Source organism: Sphaerisporangium sp. NPDC004334, from assembly GCF_053602655.1.
The window spans coordinates 33905-59905 of the sequence record NZ_JBSGDZ010000028.1 but is presented as its reverse complement, the minus strand read 5'-3'; the positions used below and the strand labels follow the sequence as shown (position 1 = coordinate 59905).

Below are 26001 nucleotides of genomic sequence, written 5' to 3'. Positions count from 1 at the left end.
GCGCCGCCCTTCCAACGGGACCACTCCGGCGGCACCTCAAGACGGACCACCCCGGCGCCGCCCCACCCGACGGGCATCGGGTGGCGAGCCGTCAGACGTGGACGGTGGTCACGGGCATGGAGGAATCGGCGGGAATGTCCAGCGGCGAGGGGGCCACCCCGGCCGCCACCAGCTCCGACCCGAGAGCGGCGATCATCGCGCCGTTGTCGGTGCACAACCCCGGACGCGGCACGCGCAGACGCACCCCCGCGGCGTCGCACCGCTCCTGCGCCAGCGCGCGCAGCCGCGAGTTGGCGGCCACGCCGCCCCCGATCAGCAGATCCTCCACCTCGTAACGCCGGCACGCCTGCAACGCCTTGCGCGTCAGCACGTCCACCACGGCCTCCTGGAAGGAGGCCGCCACGTCCGCCACGGGCACCGGCTCGCCCGCGCGCTCCTTGGCCTCCACCCAGCGCGCGACGGCCGTCTTGAGCCCCGAGAACGAGAAGTCGAGCGTGCCGTCGTCGTACTTGCCGCGCGGGAACGCGACCGCCGTCCCCGACCCCTCGGCCGCCGCGCGGTCGATGTACGGGCCGCCCGGGAAGGGCAGGCCGAGCACCCTGGCCACCTTGTCGAACGCCTCACCCGCCGCGTCGTCCACCGTCGAGCCGAGGGAGATCACATCCTTGGCGACGTCCGGGACCAGCAGCAGAGACGAGTGACCGCCCGACACCAGCATCGCGATCGACGGCTTGGGCAGCGGACCGTGCTCCAACTGGTCCACCGCCACATGCGCCGCCAGGTGGTTCACCCCGTACAGCGGCACCCCGAGCCCCAGCGCGTACGCCTTGGCTGCCGCGACCCCCACCAGCAGCGCCCCGGCGAGCCCGGGGCCCGCGGTGACGGCCACGGCGTCGATGTCGGAGAAGCGCAGGCCCGCCTGCTCCAAGGCGCGCTCGACGGTCGGCGTCATGGCCTCCAGGTGCGCCCGCGACGCCACCTCCGGCACGACGCCGCCGAACCGCGCGTGCTCCTCGACGCTCGAGGCGACCGCGTTGGCCAGCAGCGTGTTGCCGCGGACGATGCCGACGCCCGTCTCGTCGCAGGAGGTCTCGATGCCCAGGACCAGAGGTTCCTCAGCCATTCGCGCTCCCCTCCTCCAGCTTTCTCATCATCATGATCGCGTCGGTTCCGTCGTCGTAGTACTCGCGCCGCAACCCGATGCGCTCGAACCCGAAACGCTCGTACATCGCCTGCGCGGGCGGATTGTCCGCCCGGACCTCGAGGAACACCGCCGTCGCGCCCCGGCGCCCGGCCTCCTCCAGCAGCGCCCGCAACATCGCGCTGCCGATGCCCGCCCGCTGGTGCCCCGCGTTCACGGCGATCGTCTGCACGTCCGCCTGGTCGCCCGCCGCCGCCAGCCCGGCGTACCCGACCACCTCTCCGCCTGCCACGGCCACGATGTAGTGCCGGGTGCGCGGCTGGTCGGCCAGCTCGCCCCGCAGCATGCCCTCGCTCCAGGCGTCGAACGGGAACGTCGAACGCTCGATCGCCAGAACCGCCGGCAGGTCGTTCTCGGTCATCTGGCGCAGCGTGGCGCCGGTCATACGGTGACCTTCTTCGGCGGACCCGGCACCCGGGCGTCCGGACGGCGCAGGTAGATCGGATGCGGCGCCGTCAGCACCCCGTCGTCCCCAGGGGCGCCCGTGGCCAGGCGCTCGGCGGCCAGCCCGGCCAGCGCGCCCGCGGCCGGATAGTCGGCGGCGCCCGGCACCAGCCGGTCCTCGCCCACGATCTCGGCGTACATGCGCGCGCCCGCCCCGAGCACCGGCAACCCGCCCGGCACATCCTGCGGGCGGTCCACCGACGGGCCCTCCACGCGCGTGCGCATGTCCGCGTAGCGGGCCCAGAAGACCTCCTTGCGGCGCGCGTCGGTCGCCACCACGAACGGCTCGTCCAGGCCGCTCGCGTACGCCAGCACATCCAGCGTGCACACCCCGTACGCCGGGACGCCGGCCGTCGCGGCGAACGCCTGCGCCGTCACCAGCCCCACGCGCAGCCCCGTGTACGGCCCGGGACCCGCCCCCGCCACGATCGCCGTCACATCGCGCAGCGAGGCCCCCGCCTCGCGCAGAACCTCGCGCACGGACGGAACGAGCAGCTCGCCGTGACGGCGCGCGTCGATCGTCGTCGACTCGGCGAGCACCCGCTCGCCGTCGTGAAGCGCCGCCGTGACGGCCGGAGTCGCGGTATCGAAGGCCAAGACCAGCACGAACATTAAGCCTAGCTGTGTTTGATTGCGCTCGCTCCGCTCGCGCTGTGCTCGGGCGCCCTGCTTATGGCGCTCCCTTCGGTCGCGCGGTGCTCGGGCGCCTTTGAGCCGGTGCCCTTCCCTCCTCACTCGGAAGCGCTCGTTCCTCGCACTTCCTCCTTCGTCGGTCAGGACACCGGCGCGCCCGAGCACGGCGTGGGGGGCCAGGCCATGGGGTTCGGGGACGAGATGGCAGGTACCACAGAGGGGTGGGTGGGAGCCGGATCGTCGGGTGGCCCCAGGAAGGGGCGGCACCCGCAAGGCCATGGGGTGCCGGGAGAGGTCAGGTGACACAAACGGGGCGACCCAACCGCCGGGTGAGCCGAGAAAGCGGCTGGGTTCGGAGATCAGGTGGTTCTGGAGGCGTAGACGATGATGTTGTCCAGGTATTCGTGGGTTCTGCGGTCGAAGACGCCGCCGCAGGTGATGAGGCGGAGGCCGTCGTCCACGTAGACGCGCTGGGCGGGGAAGTGGTCCTTGGCGATCTGCTCGATGGCGTCGACCTTGTAGGTGGCCGTCTTGCCGTCGCTGCGCAGGATCTTGACCAGGGCGCCCTTCTTGACGTCGCGGAGGCGGTAGAAGACCGCGGGGGCCGTCTTGGTGTCCACGTGCCCGATGATCACCGAGGCGCCCTCGTCGCCGGGCACGACGCTCTGGTCGAACCATCCGGCCGTCGCGGGCTTCTCGAACGGCGGCAGCTCGACCTCTCCGTCGTCGGAGAGCCCGAGCTTCATCAGGGGCGCCTTGAGGTTCAGTGATGGGATGTCGATGCGCTTGGGGACGGTGGCGGCCTGCCGGGGCGCGGCGGCGTCCTTGTCCCGGTCGGTCATGGCGAACATGATCGTCCCGGTGACGAACCCGATCGCCACGACCTTCAGCCACTTGGGAGAGTCAGCCATGGGTGGTGCGGGGGCGCGAAGCTCAGCCGGTCTTGGACCTGCGGCGGGCCACCGCGACGCCGCCGGCCAGGGCCGCGGCGAGGGCCGCCGCGACCACCCCGCCGGGGATGCCGGAGGGCTCCTCGGCCGGCCCGCCGGCCGCCGTGCCGCCACCGCCCGCGCGCGGCGCCCGGGTGGGCACGACGCGGTTGCGGGTGGGGGTCGCCGTGGCCTTGGGCCGGGCGACCACGGTGAGGGTGGCCTTGCCGATGTCGTTGGTGGCCTCGCACTTGACCTCGACCTGGTAGCGGCCGGGGTTGGAGTCCTCGTCGACGAGGGCGAAGCCGTGCACCTCCGGCGGCGGCGCGGCCGCGGTCACCGGGGTGGAGGTCGCGGCCGGGCTGGCCGGGGGCGGCTGGGTCAGAGTGACCAGGCCGGTGAACGCGTCGGACCGCGCGGTGGCGCGGTAGGCGGTGCCGCCCTGCGGCAGCGGGCAGTACGCCCGGACCCTGATGGACCGGGTCGCCCCGCCCTGGACCCGATCGGGGATGAGCTGGACACGGATGTCCTGCCTGCTCACCGACGGGCTCGGGGTGGGCGTCGGGGCGCCGCTCTGCGCCTCCGCCGTGCAGGCGACGCCTCCCGTGAGTAGGAATGCTCCAGCAACCGCGACCTGCCCGACCCTGTGCACCGTCGCACTCCACTTCGCCTGCGATTCGACCCCGCCCGACACGACCACGCTTAGGCGCTACCCCACCTGCATACCCAGAAAAATAAGGGCAATCCATTGGAACGATCTTCATTCCGATGATCCATAGCAACAGGGGCGCGCGTCAAGGCTGGCTAGATTACCGGTCTAGATCGCGGAAAGGCGGTCAATCGAAGGAGCCGGGCATGTCCTTCCATCGCGGCCCGACGCCGCGCAGCCGCACCAGCCGCTCGTCGCCCGCGTCGCCGCGCTCGATGGTGATCTCGAGCCGGTCGTCGGCCAGGCCCTCCACCAGGCCCTCCCCCCACTCGACCACGGTGACGGAGTCCTCCAGGGAGGCGTCGAGGTCGAGGTCGTCGACCTCCAGCGCGCCCCCGAGCCGGTAGGCGTCCGCGTGGACCAGGGCCGGGCCCCCGGCCAGTGACGGGTGGACCCTGGAGATCACGAACGTCGGCGAAGTGATCGGGCCGCGGACCTTCAGCCCTTCGGCGATGCCCTGCACCAGCGTGGTCTTGCCGGCGCCCAGCGGGCCGGACAGCACCACGAGATCCCCCGGGCGCAGCAGACGGGCGACCTCCTCGCCCAGCGCCCACATCTCCTCGGTCGTCGCCGCGCGCCTCATCGTGGTCCCTCCACCGCGTGCCTGGTCGAACCGTGCATCGGACTCTCCCCCCGTACCCCGTACTCGCAAGGCCCGCTCACGAGGCCTCCTCCTCGCCGGGGCCCTCGTCCTGCTGTGGCGCCGCCCCGTCGGCCTTCCCCGAGCCGCCGGCGGCGACGGCGGACATGGTCGTCTCCGCCTCGTCCGCGGCCTCGCCGGGCCGCCCGGCCGCGGCGACCCTCTCGAGCAGTTCGGCGATCACCTCGTTGACGATCGCCGGCTTCTCCAGCAGCACCAGGTGTGAGGTGCCGGGGACCTCGGTGAGCCGCGAGGAGGGCACGCCGGCGTTGATCGCCTTGCTGTGGTCGGGCGGGGTCAGCCAGTCTTTGTCGCCCACGACGACCTCGACCGGCACCTTGCCCACGATGTCCAGCGCGGCCAGCTTGTCGTGCGACATCAGCGCCGGGTAGAAGTCGGCGATGACGTCGGTGGGCGTGGAGCGGATCATCGACTCGGCGAAGTCGACCACCGTGGGGCTGACGTTGGACGGGTCGCCGAACGCCAGGTAGCGCAGGGCGAGGAACGACACGTCGTTGCCGGCCTGCCTGCCGCGGTCGATGAGCGCGGCGCGGCGGCCGAGCACCGACACCGCCGGCGGCGCCGCCCAGTGGACGACCTTGGACACCAGCGCCGGCAGGCCCAGGGTGATCTCGGCCAGCTTGCCGGCCGAGGTGGAGATCAGCGCGACGCCGCGCACCTTGTCGCCGAACAGCTCGGGCCGGCTGTCGGCCAGCGCCATGACCGTCATGCCGCCCATGGAGTGGCCGACCAGCACACACGGACCGGGCACCAGCTGCCTGAGGATCTCGGCGAGATCGTCCCCGAGGCGGTCGATGGTGCAGTCGTCGGCCGGAGTGCGCGCCGAGCGCCCGTGGCACCGCTGGTCCCAGAAGACCAGGCGGTAGCGGTCGCGCAGGTCGCGCCGCTGGTAGTGCCAGGAGTCGAGGTTCAGCGTGTACCCGTGGCAGAACACGACGGTGAGCGGGGCGTCCTCGGGCCCGTCGACCTCGGCGTACAGCTCGACGCCGTCGGAGGTCTTGACGGTCGTACGCCGCCCGCGCAGCTCGCCGAACGGCTCGCTCGCCTCCAGGTCGGGCCGCAGACGGATGCGGCCCACGACGTACCGTTTGGCCAGGGCCGTGGCCGCGAGCCCCGCCGACGCCGTCCCGACGACCGCCCCGGCGATCCCGACCCTGCGCCGTGTCGACATTCACGACCTCCTATCAGCGGTGAACGCGCGGCACGCGTGAACCGATGCTGGTCACGATCTCATGAGTGATCGTGCCGAGGGAATCGGCCCAGTCTTGGGCGGTCGGCTCGCCCGCCGTCCCCGGTCCGAACAGGATCACCTCATCGCCCTCGCTCACCTCGTCGTCGCCCAGATCGATCATGAACTGGTCCATGCACACCCGGCCGGCGATCGTGCGCCGCCGGCCCGCGGCCCACACCTGCCCGCGATTGGTCGCCGCACGCCTGACGCCGTCGGCGTAGCCGAGGGGCACCAGCGCCATGGTGGTCTCGCGCTCGGTGACGTAGAGGTGCCCGTAGGACACCCCCGACCCGGCCGGCACCCGCTTGACCATCGCCAGCCGGGCGGTGAGCGTCATCGCCGGGCGCAGCCCGAAGTCGCCCATCTCGGGGATGGGGCTGAGCCCGTACATCGCGAGGCCGGGCCGCACCATGTCGTAGTGGGCCCGCGGGATGTTCAGCGCGGCGGCCGAGTTGGCGATGTGGCGCAGGACGCGCGGCCCGGCCACCCCGGCCTTCTCGGCGACCGCGAGGGCGTCCTCGAACGCGGCGAGCTGGCCCTCGATCGCGGGGTGCCCGGGGATGTCCGCGCAGGCCAGGTGGGACCACAGGCCGACGATCTCGACCAGGCCCTCGGCCTGGGCGGCCAGCGCCCGCTCGAGCAGCGCCGGCCAGTCGCCGGCGGTGGCGCCTCCACGGGTCATGCCGGTGTCGATCTTGAGGTGGACGCGCGCCGTGCGGCCGGCGCGGCGGGCCGAGGCCGCGATGTCGTCCAGCACCCAGACGGCGCCCGCCGACAGGTCCACCGCGGCGGCCACGGCGTCGTCGATGGGCTCGCCCGGGGTGATGATCCACGTCAGGATGGGCGCGGTCACGCCCGCGGCGCGCAGGTCCAGCGCCTCCTGGATGTAGGCCGTGCCGAGACGCGAGGCGCCGGCGTCCAGGGCGGCGCGCGCGCAGGGCACCAGGCCGTGGCCGTAGGCGTCGGCCTTCACCACCGCCATGATCTCGGCGGCCGGCGCGTGCCGGCGGACCACGGCGAGGTTGTGCGCGATGGCGGAGAGGTCCACCCGGGCCTGAGCCGGCGTCACGAGAGAACCGTCCATGGGGAAGCTCACCTTCTCAGTTTGGCAGTGACGGGCCGTGCCCGTGCCGGTCGGCGGCACGGGAGCCGGTGGCGCTCGCCACAGTGGTGCGGTTTATCGGGATAGGTCGGGTCACGGCCTTGGACGCCGCCCTTCAGAGGGCGGCCGGACGCCGTGCGGGTCGCCCTGGAGGGAGTCCGGGGTCAGGCACGCGCGGTGAGCTCGCGGACGGCGGCGGGGATCTCCAGCGCGACGTCGAGCGCCGCGATCGGCGCCTCACCGTCCCGCGGATCGCCGGCCGCGAGCCGCCCGGCCAGGCCGTGCAGGTAGGCCGCGCACGAAGCGGCGTCATAGCAGCTCAGCCCCCCGGCGAGGAAGGCTCCCGCGATGCCGGCGAGCACGTCGCCCGTACCGCCGGTGGCCAGCCATGGGGTGCCCGTGACGTTCACGCGGACCGGCCTGCCCTCCTCGGCGACCAGGGTAGTCGACCCCTTGAGAAGAACGGTCACTCTCAGCTCCCGCGCCGCATGCTCCGCGTAGTGCAGGCGCCGGGCCTCGATGTCGGCGGGCGCGACGCCCAGAAGGCGGCCGAGCTCGCCCGTGTGCGGCGTGATCAGCGTCGGCGCGTCGCGGCGCAGCAGCGTCCTGTCGCGGGAGACGACGGTCAGCCCGTCGGCGTCGACCAGCACCGGGACGTCGCTCGCCAGGACCGACCGCGCCAGCGCGTGCGCCTCGTCACCGGTGCCCATGCCCGGCCCGAGCACCCACGCCTGCACCCGGCCGACGTCGCCCACCCCCTCCTCAGGGGCGATGACCTTCGTCACCGCCTCGGGCCACCGGGCGCGCACCTGGGCGACCGGCTCGGCGGCGCTCGCGAAGCGCACCAGCCCGGCGCCGGCCCGCACGGCGCCGCCGACCGACAACACGGCGGCCCCGGTGAACCGGTCGCTGCCCGCGACGACGCCGACGACGCCCCTGCGGTACTTGTCGGACTCGGCGCCCGGCCGGGGCAGCCGGGCGGCGACGTCCGCGCCCGTGAGCGCCTCCACCTCGGGGTCCGGCAGGTGCGGCCCGAGGCCGATGTCCACCGGGTGCAGGGTGCCCACGCGGCTCGCCCCCGGGTCGATCAGCAGGCCGGCCTTGACCCCGCCGAAGGTCACCGTGAGGTGCGCGGCGACCGCCTCGCCCGCGACCTCCCCGGTGCTCGCGTCGACGCCGCTCGGCACGTCCACGGCGACGACGACACCCGGCGCCCGCGCCGTCATGCGGGCCAGCGCCGCGTACGGCTCGCGCAGCGCGCCGGTGCCGCCGATGCCGACCAGGCCGTCCACGACGACGTCCGCCCGCTCGACCAGCCCGGCGAGCTCGCGGTCGGCCTCGGGGTCGCCGTCCTTCGCCTCCACGGTCCTGCCGCCGGCGCGGCGCAGTTCGGCGAGGCCGCCCTCGTGCGTCCTGCGCCCGGCCAGGACGGCGTGCACCCGGGCGCCGCGGCGGGCCAGCAGGGCTCCGGCGTACAGCGCGTCGCCGCCGTTGTCGCCGCTGCCGACCAGCAGCACGACGTAGGAGCCGTACACGCGGGGCAGGACGTTCACGCAGGCCACGGCCAGGGCGGAGGCGGCACGGCGCATGAGCGTGCCCTCGGGGAGCAGTGCCATGAGCGCCCGTTCGGCCGCCCTGATCTGGTCGGAGGTGTACGCGGTCAGCATCTCACCGAATGTAGCCCGCACCGATCACCATCGCGAAGGGCACCCGCCGCGCGGTCACCGGTCGCCGGGCCACGCACCCGACCGCCGTCCCCTCGTCGCGATCGTCCGGCACAGCAGCGCGGGGTCAGCCTTCGGCGATCACGTAGGCGACGGCGAGGCCGCCGTCGTGGCTGAGGGAGACATGCCAGCGCCGGACGCCGAGCCGCGCGGCCACCTCGGCGACCCGGCCGGACACCCCGAGCACCGGCCGGCCGTGCTCGGCGACGGTGATCTCGGCCTCGCGGTGGCCGAGGCCGGGCGGCGCGCCCAGCGCCTTGGCGACGGCCTCCTTGGCGGCGAAGCGGGCGGCCAGCGACGCGACGGGAAGCCCCTTCTCGGCGTCGGTGAAGACGCGGTCGCGCAGGGTCGGCGTGCGCTCGAGGGCGGCGCCCAGGCGCGCGATGTCCACGATGTCCACGCCGATCCCCACGATCACCGCACCATTCTGCCGCAACGCGGCCCCGGCGAGATCGAAGGCCGGGCCGTCAGTAGAGTTTGCCGCCATGGAGGCACCCAACCCGTACGTGGAGCTGAGCCGCGAGCACTGGCGGGACCTGCGAGAGAACACGCCTCTCACCCTCACGGCCGGGGAGCTCGAAGAGCTGCGCGGCGTCGACGACCCGATCGACCTGGCCGAGGTCACCGACATCTACCTGCCGCTGACCCGCCTGCTCAACCTCCACTTCACCGGGGCGCGGCAGCGCAGCGCGGCCGTCAACACCTTCCTGGGCGACGACCGCGAGCCGCCGCCGTACATCCTCGGCATCGCGGGCAGCGTCGCCGTCGGCAAGTCCACCACGGCGCGGCTGCTGCACACCCTGCTCGCCCGCTGGCCCGAGCACCCCCGGGTGGACCTGATCACCACCGACTCCTTCCTGTACCCGAACGCGGTGCTGGAAGAGCGCGGCATCCCGCACCGCAAGGGCTTCCCCGAGAGCTACGACCGCCGGGCGCTGGTGCGTTTCGTCGCCGACGTCAAGGCGGGGGTGCCCGAGGTCCACGCCCCGGTCTACAGCCACCTGGAGTACGACATCGTCCCGGGCGCCGCGCAGGCCGTGCGCCGGCCGGACATCCTGATCGTCGAGGGCCTCAACGTGCTGCAGCCCGCCCCGCCGACCGCGCTCGCCGTCAACGACTTCTTCGACTTCTCGATCTACGTGGACGCCAGGGTCGAGGACATCCGGTCCTGGTACGTCGACCGGTTCCACCAACTGCGCCGCACGGCCTTCGCCGACCCCAAGTCCTACTTCGCCTACCTGGCCGACCTGTCGGAGCAGGACGCCACCCGCTTCGCCAAGGACGTCTGGCGCGACGTCAACGAGCGCAACCTGATCGAGAACATCGCCCCCACGCGCGGGCGCGCGGGCCTGGTCCTGCACAAGGGGGCCGACCACTCGGTGCGCCGCATCCAGCTCCGCCGCACATAGGCTTCGCCCGTGTTGCACTTACGGGTGATCTCCCCGTCCGACCGCACGGCCGACGTGCTGAGCCTGCTGGACGGCGCCACCGGCGTCACCAACATCGTCGTGATGCCCGGCGCCGGCCATCGTCCCAAGGGAGACGTGCTGCTCTTCGACGCCGCGCGGGAGGCCACCAACGAGATCATCGAACGGCTGAAGGAGCTGCGCCTGCCCGAGGACGGCTCGATCGCCGTCGAGCGGGTCGATCTGTCGCTGTCGCAGGTCGCCGACGCCGCCGAGGCCGAGGCGCCGGGCGCCCCCGACGACGCCGTCGTGTGGGAGGAGTTCTCCCGCCAGGTGGCGGGCGACTGCCGCGTCACCTGGGCGTTCCTCGCCTTCCTCACCATCGCCACACAGCTCGCGGCGATCGGCGTGCTCCTGCCGTCCCTCATCCTGATCGTCGGCGCGATGGTCCTCGGGCCCGAGTTCGGCGCGGTGGCCGGCATCTCGTTCGGACTGCTGCGCCGCGACCGGCGGCTCATCGGCAGCGCCGCCCGGGCGCTCGTCACCGGGTTCGCCGTGGCCATCGCCGTCACCTGCGTGTGCGCGCTGCTGTACTCCGCCGTCGGCTGGATCACCCCGCACAGCCTGGACGGGCACGCCGAGGTGGAGTTCATCGTCAAGCCGGACAAGTGGTCGTTCATCGTCGCGCTGCTCGCCGGAGGGGCCGGGGTGCTGTCGGTCACGGCCGGCAAGTCCTCGGCGCTGGTGGGCGTGTTCATCTCGGTCACCACGGTGCCGGCCGCCGGGTACGCCGCCGTGGCCCTCGCGCTCGGCCGCTGGGGGGACGTCGGCGGCTCGGTCGTCCAGCTCGCGGTCAACATCGCGGGCATGGTGATCGCGGGCACGCTCACCCTGCTCGTCCAGCGTTTCTTCTGGTCGAAGTACGGCGTGCGCATCACGCGCGCCCCCGTCCAGCACGCGCGGGCGGGGTCGCGGCGCTCCTGAACCCTTCCCCGGGCGCGTTCGCGTCGCTCAGCGTCCGCGGAGCCCTGAGGAAGCCCTTAGGGGGAACCGTCGCCGAGCCCGTCCCCCGGATGAGGCGGGGTTCCTCCGTGTGAGGGAGGCCGGGCCGCGCGGGCTTGGATAGTGTCCAGGTCATGACCATCCTCGCGACCGAGGGACTCACCAAACGCTTTCCCCGGGTGACGGCGCTCGACCGCCTCACCGTCACCGCGGGGTCGGGTGTCACCGGCCTGGTCGGCGCCAACGGAGCGGGGAAGTCCACGCTCATCAAGATCCTGCTCGGCCTGCTTCCACCGACCGAGGGCCGCGCCACCGTCCTCGGCTTCGATCCCGGCACCCAGGCCCTCGACATCCGGCACGTCGTGGGCTACATGCCCGAGCACGACTGCCTGCCGCCCGACGTGTCCGCCACCGAGTTCACGGTGCACATGGCGCAGATGTCCGGCCTGCCGCGCACCGCCGCGCGTGAACGCGCCGCCGACACCCTGCGCCACGTCGGCCTGTACGAGGAGCGCTACCGGCCCATCGGCGGCTACTCCACCGGCATGCGGCAACGGGTCAAGCTGGCCCAGGCCCTCGTGCACGACCCCAAGCTGGTCTTCCTGGACGAGCCGACCAACGGCCTGGACCCGCAGGGCCGCGACGACATGCTGGCGCTGATCCGGCGCATCGGCACCGAGTTCGGCATCAGCGTCGTGGTCACCTCCCACCTGCTCGGCGAGCTCGAACGGGTGTGCGACCACGTCATCGTCATCGACGGAGGGCGCCTGCTGCGCTCCTCGGCCATCGGGGAGTTCACCCAGGCCACCCACTCGATCCTCGTCGAGGTCGAGGAGGGCGCCGACCGCCTGGCCGCGCGCCTCGGCGAGATCGGGCGGCAGGTCACCCCGCTCGGCCGCATGCTGAGCGTCGAGGCCGGCTCCCCCGACACCTTCGACGTCGTCCGGGACGCCGTGTGCGACCTGGATCTCAGCCTGGTCCGCCTTGAGCAGGGCCGCCACCGCATCGAGGACGTCTTCAGGGAGGAGGCCTCCCATGTCTGAGACCATCCCCGCGCCGGTCAGCGCCCCCACCGGCGTGATCCACGACATCGGCTACCGGCACTACGAGGGCCCGAGGCACGGGCGGGGCCACGCCTTCGCCGCCCTCGCGGTGCACAGCCTTCGCGGCGTCTTCGGCCTCGGCCGCACCGCCCGCGCCAAGATCATGCCGTTCGGGCTGGGCGCGGTCATGATGCTGCCGGCCGCCGTCTCGATCGCGATCATGGCGCTGATCAAGCGCGAAGGACTGACGTACCCGTCCTACGCCGTGACGATGCAGGCGGTGCTGGCGGTCTTCCTCGCCGCCCAGGCGCCCTACCTGGTGGCCCCCGACCTGCGCTTCCGCGTGCTGCCGCTGTACCTGTCGCGGCCGGTCAAGACCGGCGACTACGTGGCGGCCAAGCTCACGGCCATGGCCGCGGCGCTGTTCCTGCTGGTCGCGGTGCCGCTGACCACCCTCTACATCGGCGAGCTGCTCATCGACCTGCCCGGGCCGCCGCACACCCATGACTACTTCGCCGCGCTGGGCACCTCGGTCGTCTACGCGGTGCTGCTGGCCTCGGTCGGCGTGGCGCTCGCGTCGTTCACCCCGCGGCGCGGGCTCGGCGTGGCCTCGGTCATCGCGGTCTATCTGCTCTCCTCGGCCATCTCCGGGGTGCTGGTCGGCGTGCTGATGTCGGTCAGCCGCGACAGCGCCGCCCAGTGGGCCTGGCTGATCAATCCGTTCTTCCTGGTGGACGCCGTGCAGGTGTGGCTGTTCGGCACCGCGCCCAACAACGGCGACGGCTACCCGGCCGGGGCGGGCGGCCCGTTCGCCGCCGCGGTCGTGCTCGCGATCTTCGCCGTGTCGGTGACCGCGCTCGTCCTCCGCTACCGCAAGGCGGCCTCATCGTGAACATCGAACTGGCACAGGTCTCCCGCTGGTACGGCAACGTCGTGGCCGTCAACGACGTCACCATGACCGTCGGGCCCGGCGTGACCGGGCTGCTCGGCCCGAACGGCGCCGGAAAGTCCACGTTGCTGCACATGATGGCCGGGTTCCTCGCTCCTTCCACCGGCACCGCGACCCTCGACGGGCGGCCGATCTGGCGCAACCACCAGATCTACCGTTCGATCGGCCTGGTCCCCGAGCGCGAGGCCGTCTACGGCTTCCTCACCGGCTGGCAGTTCGTGCTGTCCAGCGCCCGCCTGCACCGCCTGCCGTCCCCCGAGGACGCCGCGGCCAAGGCGCTGGCCATGGTCGAGATGGAGGACGCCAAGGACCGCCGCGTCGAGACCTACTCCAAGGGCATGCGCCAGCGGGTCAAGGTCGCCGCCGCCCTGGTCCACGACCCGCAGGTCCTGCTGCTGGACGAGCCGTTCAACGGCATGGACCCGCGCCAGCGGCTGCACCTGATGGACCTGGTCAGAGAGCTCGGATCCGCCGGGCGCACGATCTTGTTCAGCTCGCACATCCTGGAGGAGGTCGAGCGGGTCGCCCAGCAGATCGAGGTGCTGGTGGCCGGCCGGCACGCCGCCTCGGGCGACTTCCGCGAGATCCGGCGGCGCATGACCGACCGGCCCCACCTGTTCCGCGTGCGCTCCAGCGACGACCGGAAACTGGCCGCAGCGCTGATCGCCGACGCCTCCTCCGGCGCGGTCTCGCTGAGCGAGGCCGGCCTCGAGGTGCAGGCCGTGGACTTCCGCAGGTTCACCTGGCTGCTCCCCCGCGTCGCGCGCGACGCCGGCGTCAGCGTCTGGCAACTCTCGCCCGCCGACGAGGACCTGGAGAGCGTCTTCTCCTACCTGATCTCCCGGAGCACCCGATGACCGGTCCCCACTCCGCAGAGCACCCGGTCACCGGTCCCCACCTCCTGGGCCGCTCGGTGACCGGCCCGCGCCGACCCGGCCGCCCGACCCCCGCACACCTGACCTTCCGGAGCGTCCGATGAACTCCGTCGTCGCCGGCATCACCTACCGCGCCGTGCTCGGGCGCCGCCGGGTGCTGCTGCTGATCCTGCTCCCGCTCGTCCTCATCGGCCTGGCCGTGGTGCTGCGCCTGGTGGGCAGCACCGACGAGCGGGCCACGGTCACCCTCATGCAGGTCTACGCCATCGGCACGATGCTGCCGCTGCTCGGCCTGATCGCCGGCACGGGCACCATCTCGCCCGAGATCGACGACGGGACGATCATCCACCTGCTGTCCAAGCCGATCTCGCGCCCGGTGATCGCCGTGACGAAGTTCGCGGTCGCCGCCTCGCTGCTCGCGCTGTTCGCCGCCGTCCCGACGTTCGTGGCCGGGTACCTCCTGCTGCGCGACGAGGCCGGCATCGCCGCCGGGTTCGCGCTCGGCGCGCTGATCGGCGGCATCGCCTACTCGGCGGTGTTCCTGCTGCTCGGCGTCATCACCCGGCACGCGGTGACGGTCGGCATCATCTACGCCGTGGTCTGGGAGAGCCTGGTCGGCGGCCTGGTGCCGGGGGCGCGCAACTTCTCCATCCAGCAGTGGGCGCAGACCTTCGCCGGGCAGCTCACCTCCACCGACTTCTTCAAGCCCACCGTCACCATGGGCTTCGCCGTCCCCGCCGTCCTGATCGTCACCATCGGCGCCGTCCTGTGGGCCGGAAACCGCCTGCGCTCCCTCTCCCTCACCGGCGACGAGTGACCCGCCGGTTTCAGCTCCGCACCAGGACGATGAGCTCGTTCGCCGGCAGGCGGCCCTCGAACCGTTCCTGAAGGCCCGCGAGCCCGGCCATGGCCTCGGTGAGCCGTTCGGTCACGTCGGAGATCCACCCGACGGTCGAGTCGCCGGACAGTGGCCGCAGCGCCGCCACGGCGGCGATCAGGCGCACGCGCGCGTGGGCGAAGTCGATCACGTTGTAGGAGGCGCCGTCGCGCAGGGCCGGGGCGATCAGTTGCTCGGCCTCCTCGGCCAGACGCAGGGCCCGCTCGCGTGCGGACTCCGCGTCGTCGTCGAGGTCGATGCGGACTGGGAATGTCAGTCCGGCTATGGCCTCATTCAGGGCGACGATCGGGTTCCCGCGGTAGCGCAGCGTGAAGGACAGGTCGCTGGTGAAGTCGGCGAGCACCCGATCGAGAGAAGGGGTACCGACGGCCTGGTCCTTCTCCGTGCTGGGATTCACCTCGCACGGCCGCCGCCACAGACCGAGCAGAGCGTGCAGCGCGATCATCGTGCCCTCGAACCGCTCGTCATGCATCACCAGGGCCAGGCCGAGCGCGCGCCTGAGGTGGTGATCACGGCCGGAGGTGTCCGCGCCGTCGTAGTAGTCGAGGAGAACATCCGTAGGGTGAACCGGGTCGCCGGGGAGACCGGACAGCCTGTCCAGGGCTCCGACGCGGTTCAGCTCCCCCACCGGATCGCCGGACATGAGGTCGAGTCGACGGCGCACACGATCCACCTCGGCGGCGAACTGAAGCGCTGACTCCAGACTCGTCACGTGCACGCTCCAGCGTGATACGTGCAGGGATTCCGCGAGATCCTCCATATCGGATTTGACGTCTCCAAGGGCGCCCAAGGCGCGGTCGATCTGCTCGATCACCGACAACACCGATGAGACGTCCCGGGAGTTCCGCGCCGTCCTGCCCTGCAGGTCGGCGTGCGCCGATTCGTCAGGTTGGAGGACCTGGGTAAGGCCGGCGTGGGATGCGACATCCAGGGCGAGGGCCTCTCCCAGTCGCACAACACGGGAGAGCACCACGGCCCGACGGTTGTGCGGCGCATGGGTCACGACGATGTCAGCAAGGCGTTCGAGTTCCAGGTGCAACGCCAGGACCAGGACGCGGGCGAAGGTATCCCTGTCGGCACCCGGCGATGGCCCGTCGACGTAGCTCAGCGCGGCGGCGAAGACGCGCGTGTGCGACCACACCTCCGGGGACGGCTCCACGCCCGCTGCCAGGGCCAGGTGGTCGCCGCAGAGGGCGACATCGCGTGCCGGGTAGTCGACGAGGCGCGAGACGTCGGGCGCGTACGGGGACGGGACGCCGGCCGGCTGATGCAGGACGATGTCGTCGGCGGTGGCGGTGACCTCTGATGGCCCGGGATCACCGAGAGCCTCGGCGTCGCCTGGGGCGCGCGCCCAGACGGTGTGGCCGGACACGCCGGACACCAGGCTCAGGGCCGGGTCGCTCATCTCCTCGCGGGTCGGCAACCGGTAGGTGACGTCGCCGCCGAGCAGGGCGTTGAGCCAGCCGACGAACAGGTGGGCGTGACCGGCGAGGACTCCCACCGCCGGCCCGTCTCCGGCCGCCCCGGACGGCGCCGTGCCGCCTGCGCCGTACCAGGTGTCGCCGCGTACGCCGGTGTCGCGCAGGAACATGTCGTACAGGTCGCGGGAGACCGGGCGGGCGCAGACGGCGGTGTTCTCGTCGAGCCAGATGACCTCGCGCAGGCTCCGCGCCGCCTTCACCCCCGCGAGCAACCTGCGGCGGTCCTGGTCCTGGTCGGCGTCGCCGCCGTCCAGCAGGGACTCCAGCCGCCCCCGGACGCCCCGATCCACCTGCAGGGCCTGCTCGGCGCAGTCGAAGGCCAGCGCCAGGGCACGAACGGTGCCTGCGGTCAGGCACGCCTCGATGACCGGGCTCGCGTCGGCGTTCGCCGACCACAGCAGGATGGTCTCCCGCCACCACGGGTCGTCCACGTGGCCGGGGAGCGGGCCCGCGTCCTGCTGGCCGACGCGGGCGGCGGCCAGGTACTCCTGCAGGGTCAGATGGGCGAAGGCGTACCTGCCGTGCTCGCGCTCCACGAGCAGGCCGCTCTTGCGGGCCTCCTCCAGGAACACCTCGGGGGGCACCGTCTCCGCCACCTGGCACAGCGCTGCACTGATCGCCTCGCACGCGTCCACGGCGGCCATGTCGCGGACCCTGTCGCACATCATGGCCAGCGCCAGGTGCCGGACGACGTGCTCCTTCTGCTTACCGCCCAGGCCGGTAGCGTCGGTCTGGTTGCGAGCCTCCTGGCGGCGGTGCAGCAGGACGTCGCACATCTCGGCGTACAGCGCGGCGCGGCCGGCCGGGAGCTGACCCCGGTAGCGGTGCACGTTCGCGATCATGGTGAGCAGCAGCGGGTTGGCCGCCAGGTCGTACAGGCCGGGAGCCGCGCGGAGGCGGGCGAGCAGTTCGTCGGCCTTGCCGGCGGCGATCTCCTTGACGGCCGGGCCCGCGACGCCCGCGGCGCGGCTCTCGATGGCGTGGTACCAGCCGTGCAGGTAGCGGGTGATCTGCTCGTGGGTGAAGCGCCGCACCTGGAGCACCTCGGCGCTCGGCAGCGGGTTGGACAGGTAGCCGTGCGGCCGGGAGGTGACGACGTACCGGTTGCGGGGATGCCGATCGATCTGCCGCCGGATCCACGCCACCGCGCGGATGCGGTCGTCCTCGTCGGCGACCTCGTCCAGGCCGTCCAGCAGCACGACGCAGCCGCCCCGGTCGAGCCGCCGCTCCAGCCACGCGGCGGGGATCCTCCCGGCCAGCCAGCCGGCCGACGTAGCCACCTCGGCGAGCCCTGGGGGCTGTGCCGCCAGCAGCGCTCCCGCGTGGTCGCGGAGATAGAGCAGGACGGGCAGCGGGCCGCGCCTCCAGAACCGCCACCGACGCGTGCTCAGGTTGAGCGTGGTGGTGCGGACGAGGGTCGTCTTGCCCGAACCGGGGCCGCCGATGACCGCGAGCACCCGGCCGCCGCCGTGCCCCGCCGCGAGGAACGACTCCAGCGTCCGCCGCTCGCCGGCCACCGCGTGTGGCCGCGCGGGAACGGCGCCGACGTACGGCTCGCGGGCGGTGTCGTGCGTCGGCTTGGGCATCAGGCTGACATCGACGTACACCTGCCGTGTGCGCAGCATGAACTCGCTCTGCGTGGCCACCCCAAGGGTCTCCATGTAGCTCACGCTGGCGCGCACCTGGCGCAGGTAGACGCCGAGGCCTCCGCGCGGCGGCCGGGCACCCGGGACGGGCGACGGCGGGGAGACCAGCAACTCCCGGGACAGTTCGGCGATCAGGGCGAGGGTGAACGCGGCGTACGCCCAGTTCCAGCTCAGCGCGCCGTTGTTGAGCACCTGGTTGGTGGCCACCCCCGCCGCGACGACGCCGGCCGCGCCGGCGACCACCCGCGCCAGGACCTTCAGACCCCGCACCGATGCCCTCCTCCTCGCCGGCCCACCGACACCACTGAACCGGAATCGCCCCCGGCGGGCGGGGCGTTTCGCCGATCCGAGATCTCCGCCGAGCGAAGCGAGGCCAAGCGAACACAGCCAAGCGATTCCAACGGATCGGCCCAAGAACCCGCTCGGGGCGCGGCGGTGCTCTGAGGAGGAAGGAGGGTGAGGAACGAGCCCGGATGACGACGAAGAGCGCCGCCTCAAAGGCGCCCCGAGCCCGCCGAGCGAAGCGAGGCCAAGCGAACACAGCCAAGCGATTCCAACGGATCGGCCCAAGAACCCGCTCGGGGCGCGGCGGTGCTCTGAGGAGGAAGGAGGGTGAGGAACGAGCCCGGATGACGACGAAGAGCGCCGCCTCAAAGGCGCCCCGAGCCCGCCGAGCGAAGCGAGGCCAAGCGAACTCAGCGGCGGAACATCAGGCGGATGCACACTCCGATGGCGACACAACCGACCGAGAAGACCAGCAGCAGCGTCGAGACGGTGAAGCCGAGCACCCACAGGCCGCCCTCACCGTCGGGCCGGGGCGTCATGCCGTCCCACACGGCCAGCAGTGGCTGGGGCAGCGAGAAGGGCACCAGGACGGCAAGGGCGCTCCCCACGCGGACTACGGCGCCCAGGATGACCGCGACCAGCAGCACCCCGGCGCACGTCCACGGATACAGCAGCGAGCGGAAGAAGTCGCCGTCGGTGCCGGTGGCCGCCAGCGTCCATGTCAGGGCCACCCCTCCGGCAAGGGAGATGACGGCCATCACCTGGTGCCTGCGCCTAACGACCACGAGCAGCCACCTTAGATCACCCTAGATGTGGAAAAGCGGTTGAGTCTCCACCGACTGGAAGGTGAAGTCTTGACCCTCGAAGCATCGCCCTGACCGATGCTTCGAGGACATGACTGAGGAGACGAGAAATCATGCACGATTTGGCCAAGCTCTCCGCACCGGAACGGCAGCGGATCGTCGACGGCTTCGTCGACCAGGCCTTCGCCGGCATCGCCCCCGACGCTCCCGGAGCGGGCATCGGGCAGGCCATGCGCCGGTTGCCCGACGAACTGCCGGACGCCCCCGCCGAGGAGCTGGGCGAGGCGTGGTCCGAGCTGGTCGGGCTGCTGTCGGACGAGGCGTTCCAGCGGCGCGTGCGCCAGATGGTGCTCGCGGGCGTGGAGAGCGGCGGGCAAGCGGAGCCCTACGACGCGCAGACGGTGATCGAGCACGCCGGGGCGGCCGTCGCGGCGGGCGTCGCCCCGGAGTCGCCGGAGGGCCGGCAGGTCCTGGACCGCATCGTCGCGCCGGAGACGCCCGCCGCCGAACGGGCCGCGCTGGCCGACCGGCTGGAGACCTTCACCGATCGCCGGGTGGAGCGCTACTGGGAGCTGATGTCCGTGCTCAACGGCCGCCCGCCGTACCCCTCGGGCGTGCCGTCCTTCGAATGGGTCATCGCGGCGCTGCGCGCCCACGCCTGACCCGCGCTGCGAATTCGCGCCCGCGCCACGGGCACCGGCCTGCGTCTCGGGCCCGTGTCCGCCCTCTGGACGCGAACGTCCCCCGCACGACGAGGTCGTACGGGGGACATCGGCGTCAAGGCCACGACCGTCCGCTCCGCGCCGTGGCCGTACCGGGGCCGCCGGCGCCCGCGCGGGCGCCGCGGCCGGTCAGGCGCAGGTGGCGCGGACGACGTCGGCCAGCTTGCGGGCGATGGACTCGGCCTCGTCCTGGGACTCGGCCTCCACCATCACCCGGACCATCGGCTCGGTGCCGCTCGGCCGGATGAGCACCCGGCCGCCGTCGCCGAGCGACTCCTCGGCGGCGGCCACGGCCGCCGCCAGCTCCTGCGAGGCGGCCGCCTTGGCCTTGGAGACGTCCCGGACGTTCACCAGCACCTGCGGCAGCCGCGTCATGACCGAGGCCAGCTCCGACAGCGAGCGGCCGGACCGGTTGACCTCGGCCAGCAGGTGCAGCGAGGTGAGCAGGCCGTCACCGGTGGTGGCGTGGTCGAGCATGACCACGTGACCCGACTGCTCGCCGCCCAGGTTGTACCCGCCCGCCTTCATGGCCGCAAGGACGTAACGGTCACCGACGGCGGTCTCCACCATGGTCAGCCCGGCCTTGGTCAAGGCGTGCTTGAAGCCGAGGTTGGACATGATGGTGGCGACGACGGTGTCTTTGGTGAGCGTGCCGGCGGAGTGCATGGCCATGGCCAGCACCACCATGATCTGGTCGCCGTCCACGACCTCGCCGGACGCCGTCACGGCCAGGCAGCGGTCGGCGTCACCGTCGTAGGCGATGCCCGCGTCGGCCCCGCGCTCCACGACCGCCTCGCGCAAAGCGTCGAGGTGGGTGGAGCCGACGCCCTCGTTGATGTTGAGGCCGTCGGGCGAGGCGCCGATCGTCTCGACGACGGCCCCCGCGCGCAGCAGCGCCTCAGGCGCCACCATGTGCGCGGCGCCGTGCGCGCAGTCGATGATCACCCGCAGGCCGTCCAGGCGTCCCGGCAGCGTCTCCAGCAGGTGGGAGACGTACCGGTCGGCCTCGCCGTACGCCTCGCGCACCCGCCCGACGGCCGCGCCCACCGGACGGCTCCACTTCTCGCCGAGCCGCTGCTCGATGTCGTTCTCGACCTCGTCGGGCAGCTTGTACCCGCCACGGGCGAAGAACTTGATGCCGTTGTCGGGCGCCGGGTTGTGCGACGCGGAGATCATGACCCCGAGGTCGGCCCCGAGGGCGGAGGTCAGATAGGCGACGGCCGGGGTGGGCAGCACGCCGAGGCGCAGCACGTCCACACCGGACGACGCGAGGCCGGCGACCACGGCGGCCTCGAGGAACTCCCCCGAGGCGCGCGGGTCCCGGCCCACGACGGCGACCGGGCGGCCACGCCGCCCGACGCTCGACTCGAACGCGCCGGCATCGCCGAGGACGTGAGCCGCCGCGACCGAGAGGTCCATGGCGAGCTCGGCCGTGAGGTCGCGACCCGCGACCCCACGAACCCCGTCGGTGCCGAACAGCCGACCCGTCAACGCTTGCTGTACTGAGGAGCCTTACGGGCCTTCTTCAGACCGGCCTTCTTCCGCTCCGTCTCACGGGCGTCGCGGGTGAGGAAGCCGGCCTTCTTCAGCGGCGGACGGTTGACCTCGGTGTCCAGCGCGGTGAGCGCGCGGGCGAGGCCCATGCGGACGGCGCCGGCCTGACCGGTCACGCCGCCGCCGTCGATGCGGACGAAGACGTCGAACTGGTCCTCGGCGCCGAGCGTCACGAAGGGCTCGTTGACGATCTGCTGGTGGACCTTGTTCGGGAAGTAGTTCTCCAGCGAGCGACCCTCGATGGTCCACTTGCCGGTGCCCGGCATGATGCGAACCCGGGCGATCGCCTCCTTGCGGCGGCCGGTGCCGTAAGAGTTGCCCGTGGTGATGGGCTTACGTGCGGCGACCTCGCTGCTGGGAGCGGACTCGCTGGTGTACTCGGACGGGAACTCCTCGGAGTTGTCCGCAATGTCCAGCTCGCCCTCGAGGGGCGTCTCGACACCGGTGGGCTCGGCCACGGTTCTCCTCTAACTTTCGATCTCGGCGTCAGCCGTCGGCCAACGGTGTGCGACTACTGGGCGACCTGGGTGATCTCGAACTGCACCGGCCGCTGCGCCAGGTGCGGGTGCTCGGAACCGGCGTAGACCTTGAGCTTCTTGGCCATCTTCCGGCCGAGAGAGTTCTTGGGGAGCATGCCCTTCACGGCCTTCTCCACGGCCCGGTCGGGACGCTTCTCGAGCAGCTCGCTGTAGGAGACCGAGCGCAGACCGCCCGGGTAGCCCGAGTGACGGTACGCCTTCTTCTGCTCCAGCTTGTTGCCGGTCAGGGCCACCTTGTCGGCGTTGATGACGATGACGAAGTCACCGGTGTCGACGTGCGGCGCGAAGATCGGCTTGTGCTTACCGCGGAGCAGCGTCGCGACCTGGGTGGCCAGCCGACCCAGCACGACGTCGGTGGCGTCGATGACGTACCACTGACGCTGTACGTCGGTGGCCTTAGGGGTGAACGTGCGCACGGTGGTAAGCCTTCTGTCGGGTTGGCGTGTCTGGCGGAGGTCGTGGGCGGGCGCACGACAGCCCAGACCTTCCGTCTCCACGAGCAGGGAGATGACGCCGGACCGCGCCGCGCACCGGTCACGAGGGACCAGTTCGCACACAACAAATATGCAGACTACCGCCGGTGACGGGCTCGGGTCAAAACGGCGACGCCGGAACCTGGACCGTCACAACGGGTCCGCCCGGCGAGTCTACTCCGTGATCGGACCAATGCCTCAACGAAAACCAGTCCCTCGCGTCTCTTCTTTAACATGAGCTGACCTCTCTATATTGGCAGCGGTATGTGTCAGCGCCCTCACCTTCGGCACACCCAGCGGTTCCCCCGTCGGCGGACCCACGTGGGTCTGTTGGCATGCCTGACACTGGCCCTGGTCGCCTGTTTCGTGGTGGTGCGACTGAACGGCGCCGAACGGCCCGACGAGATCTACCTCCAGACCGGCCCTCCCGCGCCGACCCGCACCCGGCTCCTCGCGGCTCCCCGGCCCACCGCGACGTCCTCGGTCGACCGCGCGCCCCTCGGCCACGTCACGCGCCCGCTCGTCTCCCCCACCGCCGGCGTGCGTTCGCAGCCCACGCCCACGGCCACCAGGCGGCGCCACACCATCGACGGCTCGGGGTCTGAGATGCCGCCCGGCACGAGCGTCGGCACCGCGAGCGGCAGGGACGACACGGCGCAGGCGCCCCCCGACGGAGCACCTCCGGCCGCCCGGCTCGAGGCCGCGGCCGTCCGCCTCACCAACCAGGAGCGCACCGCGCGGGGATGCGCTCCGTTGCGCGTCGACCCGCGGCTCACCCGGTCCGCGCGCGCCCACAGCCTCGACATGGCCGCGAAGAACTACTTCGGCCACACCTCGCCCGGCGGGCTCAGCCCGTGGGACCGCATGGCCCGCGCGGGATACGGCAACAGCGCGGCCGAGAACATCGCCCGCGGCTACGAATCGGCCGAGGAGGCCGTACAGGGCTGGATGGCCAACACCGGGCACCGCCGCAACATCCTGAACTGCCGGATCACCACCGTCGGAGTAGGCGTCGCGTACGGTTCGGGAGACACATGGTGGACACAGGACTTCGGCTATTCCTGACTTGTCGTGTCGTCGTGCCCGGCTAGTCTCGGCGCATGGGTTACCCCGGGGATCGACAGCCACGCCGCCAGCCTTACCAGCCGTACGAGACACCTCGGCAGCCCGGCGACCTCCGGCCGGAGACCGAGCCGCAGGAGGAGGCGGGCGGGCCGGCGTCATGGACCGCCACGCCGGAACCCGACCCTGACCCGCCCTCCTGGGCCCGCGCCGACGAGCGTCGTCCACACCCATATGGCGACCCCTCCGGCGCGTCCGGCGATCCCACTTTCGGCATCGGCCGTACGTACGGCACGCCCCGCACCCCCGCCTTCCCCGAGCAGCCGGGCCACGTCCGCCCCTTCGAGACCCCACGGGAGGGCGACGGCGCCACGTACGGGCACACGGCAGCGGGCTCGGCGTTCGGCGACACAGGCGAAGGCCCGGCGTTCGGCAACACGAGAGCGGGCTCGGCCTTCGGAAGCACCGGCGAGGGGTCGGCGTTCGGGAACACGGGCGCGGGGCCGGCGTACGGCGAAACCCGTGGCGACGCGGGCGGGGACGGCGCCTACGGCCGGACGCGGGCGTACGGCGCGGAAGGCCCCGGCGGCTCCTTCGGCGGGACGCAGAGCGGCGCGGCGTACGGCGGCACGCAGGGAGGCAGGTCGTCCGGCGAGCCCCGCGGCGGTTCCCCCGAGACGCGTGCAGGCTCCTTCGAGTCCCGCGGCGGTTCGTCCGAGACGCGCGCAGGCTCCTTCGAGCCTCGCGGGGGTTCGTTCGAGCCGCGCGAGAGCGGGCCGCTCTCCGGACGGCAGGCGCGACCGCGTCCCTTCGAAGACCTCGGCCGGCGGCCGTTCGAGCCGCCCGCGCCGGCGCAGAACGACCCGTTCACCCGAGCCCCGTCCCAGACGGGCCCCTTCTCCGCCACCCCGTCCCAGTCCACGTCCTCGTTCGAGAACACCCGCGCACAGACAGGGGCCTTCGAGAGCCCCCGCGCGCAGACCGGATCCTTCGAGAACCGCCGTGCACAGACCGGGTCCTTCGACAGGACGCGGGCGCAGGCGGAGCCGTCCGAGGCCGGGTCGGCGGGGGCGGTGCCGCCGCCTCCCAAGGAGGCCAGGAGGAGCGAGCCGGACCTGGTGCCCCGCACGTCGCGCGCTCCGCTCTTCATGATCGGAGGCGTCCTGGCGCTGGTCGCCGTGATCGTCGTGGGCATCGCCATCATGAGCGGCAGCGACCGGCCCACCGGCACGGCCGCTCCCTCGCCGAGCGGTGCGACGGCGCAGGCGCCCGTGGTGGGCCGCGTCGGAGGCGGCAAGTACGGCTTCGCGGCCTCGCGCAAGAGCGATCCCCAGCCGCTCACCCTCGGTGAGGTGTTCGGGCGCAAGAAGGTCACCACCCACGGGCGCTCGTACCTCATGACGGTGCGGCGGCTGGACAAGAAGTGCAAGGACGCCGTGCACGGCACCGAGATGCAGAAGGTTCTGACGGCGGGCAAGTGCACGCAGTTCCTGCGGGCCAGCTTCCGCGACGCGCACGGCAAGCTCATCGGCACGGTCGGCGTGGCCAACCTGAACACCGCCGCCGGGGCGAAGAAGGCCGCCAAGACCGGCACCGGCGGCGAGCTGGAGGACTACGTCAGCCCGCTCCAGGGCAAGGACTCCTCCACCAAGCTGCTCGGCAGCGGCGGCGAGTCGTACGCCACCGCGTGGCCCCAGGGGCACTACCTGGTGTTGCTGTGGTTCCAGTACAAGGACGGGCACAAGCCGTCCAAGGATGAGCTGAAGCGGCTCAACCGGGCGGCGATGGACATCACCGAGACGACCGTCTTCTCGGCGCTGGACACCCGAGCGCTCACCGGAGCCCGGAGCAACTGACCGCCGAACCACCCTTTATGGGCACTTAAGCGGACAAATCACCTGTCGAGCTAGACCAGGAAACGCCCATAGCGGTATGCCGATCTCTGACTGTGGATACGCTTCCGCGTATGCGTGGCCAGGATTCCGGATCCGAGCACGAACGCGGGACCGAGAGCTCGGGGGCTCCTTCGATGCCACCCCCGAGCTTCGGGCAGGTACGCCCGCACGTGCCAGGGACCGACCAGAGCGTGACGGACCCCGACTCGACCCAGGACGTGAGATCCTCCGCCCTCAGAGAGGCGCGGGGCCCGTCCTCCTCCCAGGGGACACCCACTCCCACCCCCGGTGACACTCCGCCCGCCCGCCCCGGCGACACCGTGTCCCGCCACCCGGGCGACACCCCGACCACCCACCCAGGCGACACCATGTCCCGCCACTCCGGCGACACCGTGTCCCACCGCTCTGGCGACACCCCGACCGCCCACGCCGGCGACACCGTGTCCCACCGCCCCGGCGACGCCCGGCCGGCCGACCGGTTCCCCCTGGACTACGAGTGGTTCGATCCCGACCAGCCTCCCCAGCACAACTACCGCTCCGTCGGCTCCTCCGGCAGCCCCACTCCCGCCGCTCAACCCGCACCTTCCCAGACCGGCTTTCCCGCGAGCCCGCATCAAGGGCTCGCCGCCTCCCATGGCGGCCTGGCCTGCACGCCCCCGGGTGGCGCGGCGAGTCCGCCCGGTGATGCGATGAGTCCTCCCGGCGGCATGGCGAGCGGTGCTTCGCCGGGCAGC

Annotated in this window: 24 protein-coding genes; 9 read left to right on the top strand and 15 right to left on the bottom strand. The window is 72.3% G+C overall.

The window, feature by feature from the left end:
* Positions 1-91: 91 nt before the first annotated feature.
* From tsaD to ACWEN6_RS31325, 10 genes are all read right to left on the bottom strand, one after another.
* On the bottom strand, positions 92-1123 hold the full coding sequence (gene tsaD, locus ACWEN6_RS31370) for a tRNA (adenosine(37)-N6)-threonylcarbamoyltransferase complex transferase subunit TsaD (protein WP_380825906.1): 1032 nt from the start codon (positions 1121-1123) through the stop codon (positions 92-94).
* Positions 1116-1586 carry a ribosomal protein S18-alanine N-acetyltransferase gene (gene rimI, locus ACWEN6_RS31365; protein WP_452575254.1) on the bottom strand — a complete coding sequence of 157 codons (471 nt, stop codon included), beginning with the start codon at positions 1584-1586 and terminating at the stop codon, positions 1116-1118. Before rimI ends, tsaD begins: the two co-directional genes overlap by 8 nt.
* Positions 1583-2251, bottom strand: coding sequence for a tRNA (adenosine(37)-N6)-threonylcarbamoyltransferase complex dimerization subunit type 1 TsaB (gene tsaB, locus ACWEN6_RS31360; protein WP_452575252.1), 669 nt, complete (start codon positions 2249-2251; stop codon positions 1583-1585). Before tsaB ends, rimI begins: the two co-directional genes overlap by 4 nt.
* Before the next feature lie 386 nt (positions 2252-2637).
* Positions 2638-3189: a class F sortase gene (locus ACWEN6_RS31355; RefSeq protein WP_452575250.1), complete on the bottom strand. Its 552-nt coding sequence runs from the start codon at positions 3187-3189 to the stop codon at positions 2638-2640.
* Positions 3190-3211: 22 nt separating this feature from the next.
* Complete coding sequence (locus ACWEN6_RS31350) at positions 3212-3859, bottom strand: hypothetical protein (RefSeq protein WP_354837497.1); 648 nt, start codon at positions 3857-3859, stop codon at positions 3212-3214.
* Positions 3860-4043: 184 nt separating this feature from the next.
* On the bottom strand, positions 4044-4499 hold the full coding sequence (tsaE, locus tag ACWEN6_RS31345; RefSeq protein ID WP_452575248.1) for a tRNA (adenosine(37)-N6)-threonylcarbamoyltransferase complex ATPase subunit type 1 TsaE: 456 nt from the start codon (positions 4497-4499) through the stop codon (positions 4044-4046).
* 76 nt (positions 4500-4575) lie between these two features.
* Positions 4576-5748: an alpha/beta fold hydrolase gene (locus ACWEN6_RS31340; protein WP_452575246.1), complete on the bottom strand. Its 1173-nt coding sequence runs from the start codon at positions 5746-5748 to the stop codon at positions 4576-4578.
* A 13-nt stretch (positions 5749-5761) separates the two neighbouring features.
* On the bottom strand, positions 5762-6892 hold the full coding sequence (gene alr / locus ACWEN6_RS31335; RefSeq protein WP_452575244.1) for an alanine racemase: 1131 nt from the start codon (positions 6890-6892) through the stop codon (positions 5762-5764).
* 182 nt (positions 6893-7074) lie between these two features.
* Positions 7075-8577 (bottom strand): NAD(P)H-hydrate dehydratase, encoded by a 1503-nt coding sequence (locus ACWEN6_RS31330; RefSeq protein ID WP_452575242.1) that lies wholly within the window; start codon positions 8575-8577, stop codon positions 7075-7077.
* Between the two features lie 124 nt (positions 8578-8701).
* A complete protein-coding gene (locus tag ACWEN6_RS31325) occupies positions 8702-9052 on the bottom strand; it encodes a holo-ACP synthase (protein WP_452575240.1) in 351 nt (116 codons plus the stop codon).
* A gap of 88 nt (positions 9053-9140) precedes the next feature.
* Here ACWEN6_RS31325 and coaA point away from each other — a divergent pair, with 88 nt between their 5' ends.
* The 6 genes from coaA (at position 9141) to ACWEN6_RS31295 (ending at position 14726) form a co-directional block, all read left to right on the top strand.
* On the top strand, positions 9141-10043 hold the full coding sequence (coaA, locus tag ACWEN6_RS31320; protein ID WP_452575345.1) for a type I pantothenate kinase: 903 nt from the start codon (positions 9141-9143) through the stop codon (positions 10041-10043).
* Positions 10044-10052: 9 nt separating this feature from the next.
* Positions 10053-11024: a DUF389 domain-containing protein gene (locus ACWEN6_RS31315; protein WP_452575238.1), complete on the top strand. Its 972-nt coding sequence runs from the start codon at positions 10053-10055 to the stop codon at positions 11022-11024.
* Between the two features lie 152 nt (positions 11025-11176).
* Positions 11177-12085, top strand: a complete 909-nt coding sequence (locus ACWEN6_RS31310; protein WP_380825919.1) for an ABC transporter ATP-binding protein — start codon at positions 11177-11179, stop codon at positions 12083-12085.
* On the top strand, positions 12078-12977 hold the full coding sequence (locus tag ACWEN6_RS31305) for an ABC transporter permease (RefSeq protein WP_452575236.1): 900 nt from the start codon (positions 12078-12080) through the stop codon (positions 12975-12977). Before ACWEN6_RS31310 ends, ACWEN6_RS31305 begins: the two co-directional genes overlap by 8 nt.
* Positions 12974-13891, top strand: a complete 918-nt coding sequence (locus ACWEN6_RS31300) for an ABC transporter ATP-binding protein (protein WP_354837515.1) — start codon at positions 12974-12976, stop codon at positions 13889-13891. The genes ACWEN6_RS31305 and ACWEN6_RS31300 overlap by 4 nt, the downstream gene beginning before the upstream one ends.
* Before the next feature lie 118 nt (positions 13892-14009).
* Complete coding sequence (locus ACWEN6_RS31295) at positions 14010-14726, top strand: ABC transporter permease subunit (RefSeq protein WP_354837517.1); 717 nt, start codon at positions 14010-14012, stop codon at positions 14724-14726.
* 10 nt (positions 14727-14736) lie between these two features.
* On the opposite strand, the gene ACWEN6_RS31290 is transcribed toward ACWEN6_RS31295, so the two are convergent.
* Both ACWEN6_RS31290 and ACWEN6_RS31285 read right to left on the bottom strand, forming a co-directional pair.
* Positions 14737-18204: an NACHT domain-containing protein gene (locus tag ACWEN6_RS31290; RefSeq protein WP_452575234.1), complete on the bottom strand. Its 3468-nt coding sequence runs from the start codon at positions 18202-18204 to the stop codon at positions 14737-14739.
* Positions 18205-18629: 425 nt separating this feature from the next.
* A complete protein-coding gene (locus ACWEN6_RS31285; protein WP_452575232.1) occupies positions 18630-19004 on the bottom strand; it encodes a hypothetical protein in 375 nt (124 codons plus the stop codon).
* Between the two features lie 131 nt (positions 19005-19135).
* On the opposite strand from ACWEN6_RS31285, the gene ACWEN6_RS31280 reads away from it, so the two are divergent.
* On the top strand, positions 19136-19684 hold the full coding sequence (locus ACWEN6_RS31280; RefSeq protein ID WP_354837523.1) for a hypothetical protein: 549 nt from the start codon (positions 19136-19138) through the stop codon (positions 19682-19684).
* Between the two features lie 189 nt (positions 19685-19873).
* Here ACWEN6_RS31280 and glmM read toward each other — a convergent pair whose 3' ends face one another.
* From glmM to rplM, 3 genes are read right to left on the bottom strand one after another with little or no spacing between them, the layout of a single operon-like run.
* Positions 19874-21235 (bottom strand): phosphoglucosamine mutase, encoded by a 1362-nt coding sequence (gene glmM / locus ACWEN6_RS31275; protein WP_452575230.1) that lies wholly within the window; start codon positions 21233-21235, stop codon positions 19874-19876.
* Complete coding sequence (gene rpsI / locus ACWEN6_RS31270) at positions 21232-21756, bottom strand: 30S ribosomal protein S9 (RefSeq protein ID WP_354837527.1); 525 nt, start codon at positions 21754-21756, stop codon at positions 21232-21234. Before rpsI ends, glmM begins: the two co-directional genes overlap by 4 nt.
* Positions 21757-21809: 53 nt before the next feature.
* Positions 21810-22253, bottom strand: a complete 444-nt coding sequence (rplM, locus tag ACWEN6_RS31265; RefSeq protein ID WP_452575228.1) for a 50S ribosomal protein L13 — start codon at positions 22251-22253, stop codon at positions 21810-21812.
* A 378-nt stretch (positions 22254-22631) separates the two neighbouring features.
* Between rplM and ACWEN6_RS31260 the strand changes: the two genes are divergently transcribed.
* Together ACWEN6_RS31260 and ACWEN6_RS31255 are read left to right on the top strand one after the other, a co-directional pair.
* The gene (locus tag ACWEN6_RS31260) at positions 22632-23375 is read left to right on the top strand and encodes a CAP domain-containing protein (RefSeq protein WP_452575226.1); all 744 of its coding nucleotides are present in this window, start codon (positions 22632-22634) and stop codon (positions 23373-23375) included.
* 35 nt (positions 23376-23410) lie between these two features.
* Entirely contained in the window at positions 23411-25228 is a 1818-nt protein-coding gene (locus ACWEN6_RS31255; protein WP_452575224.1) for a hypothetical protein, read from the top strand.
* Positions 25229-26001 lie beyond the last annotated feature (773 nt).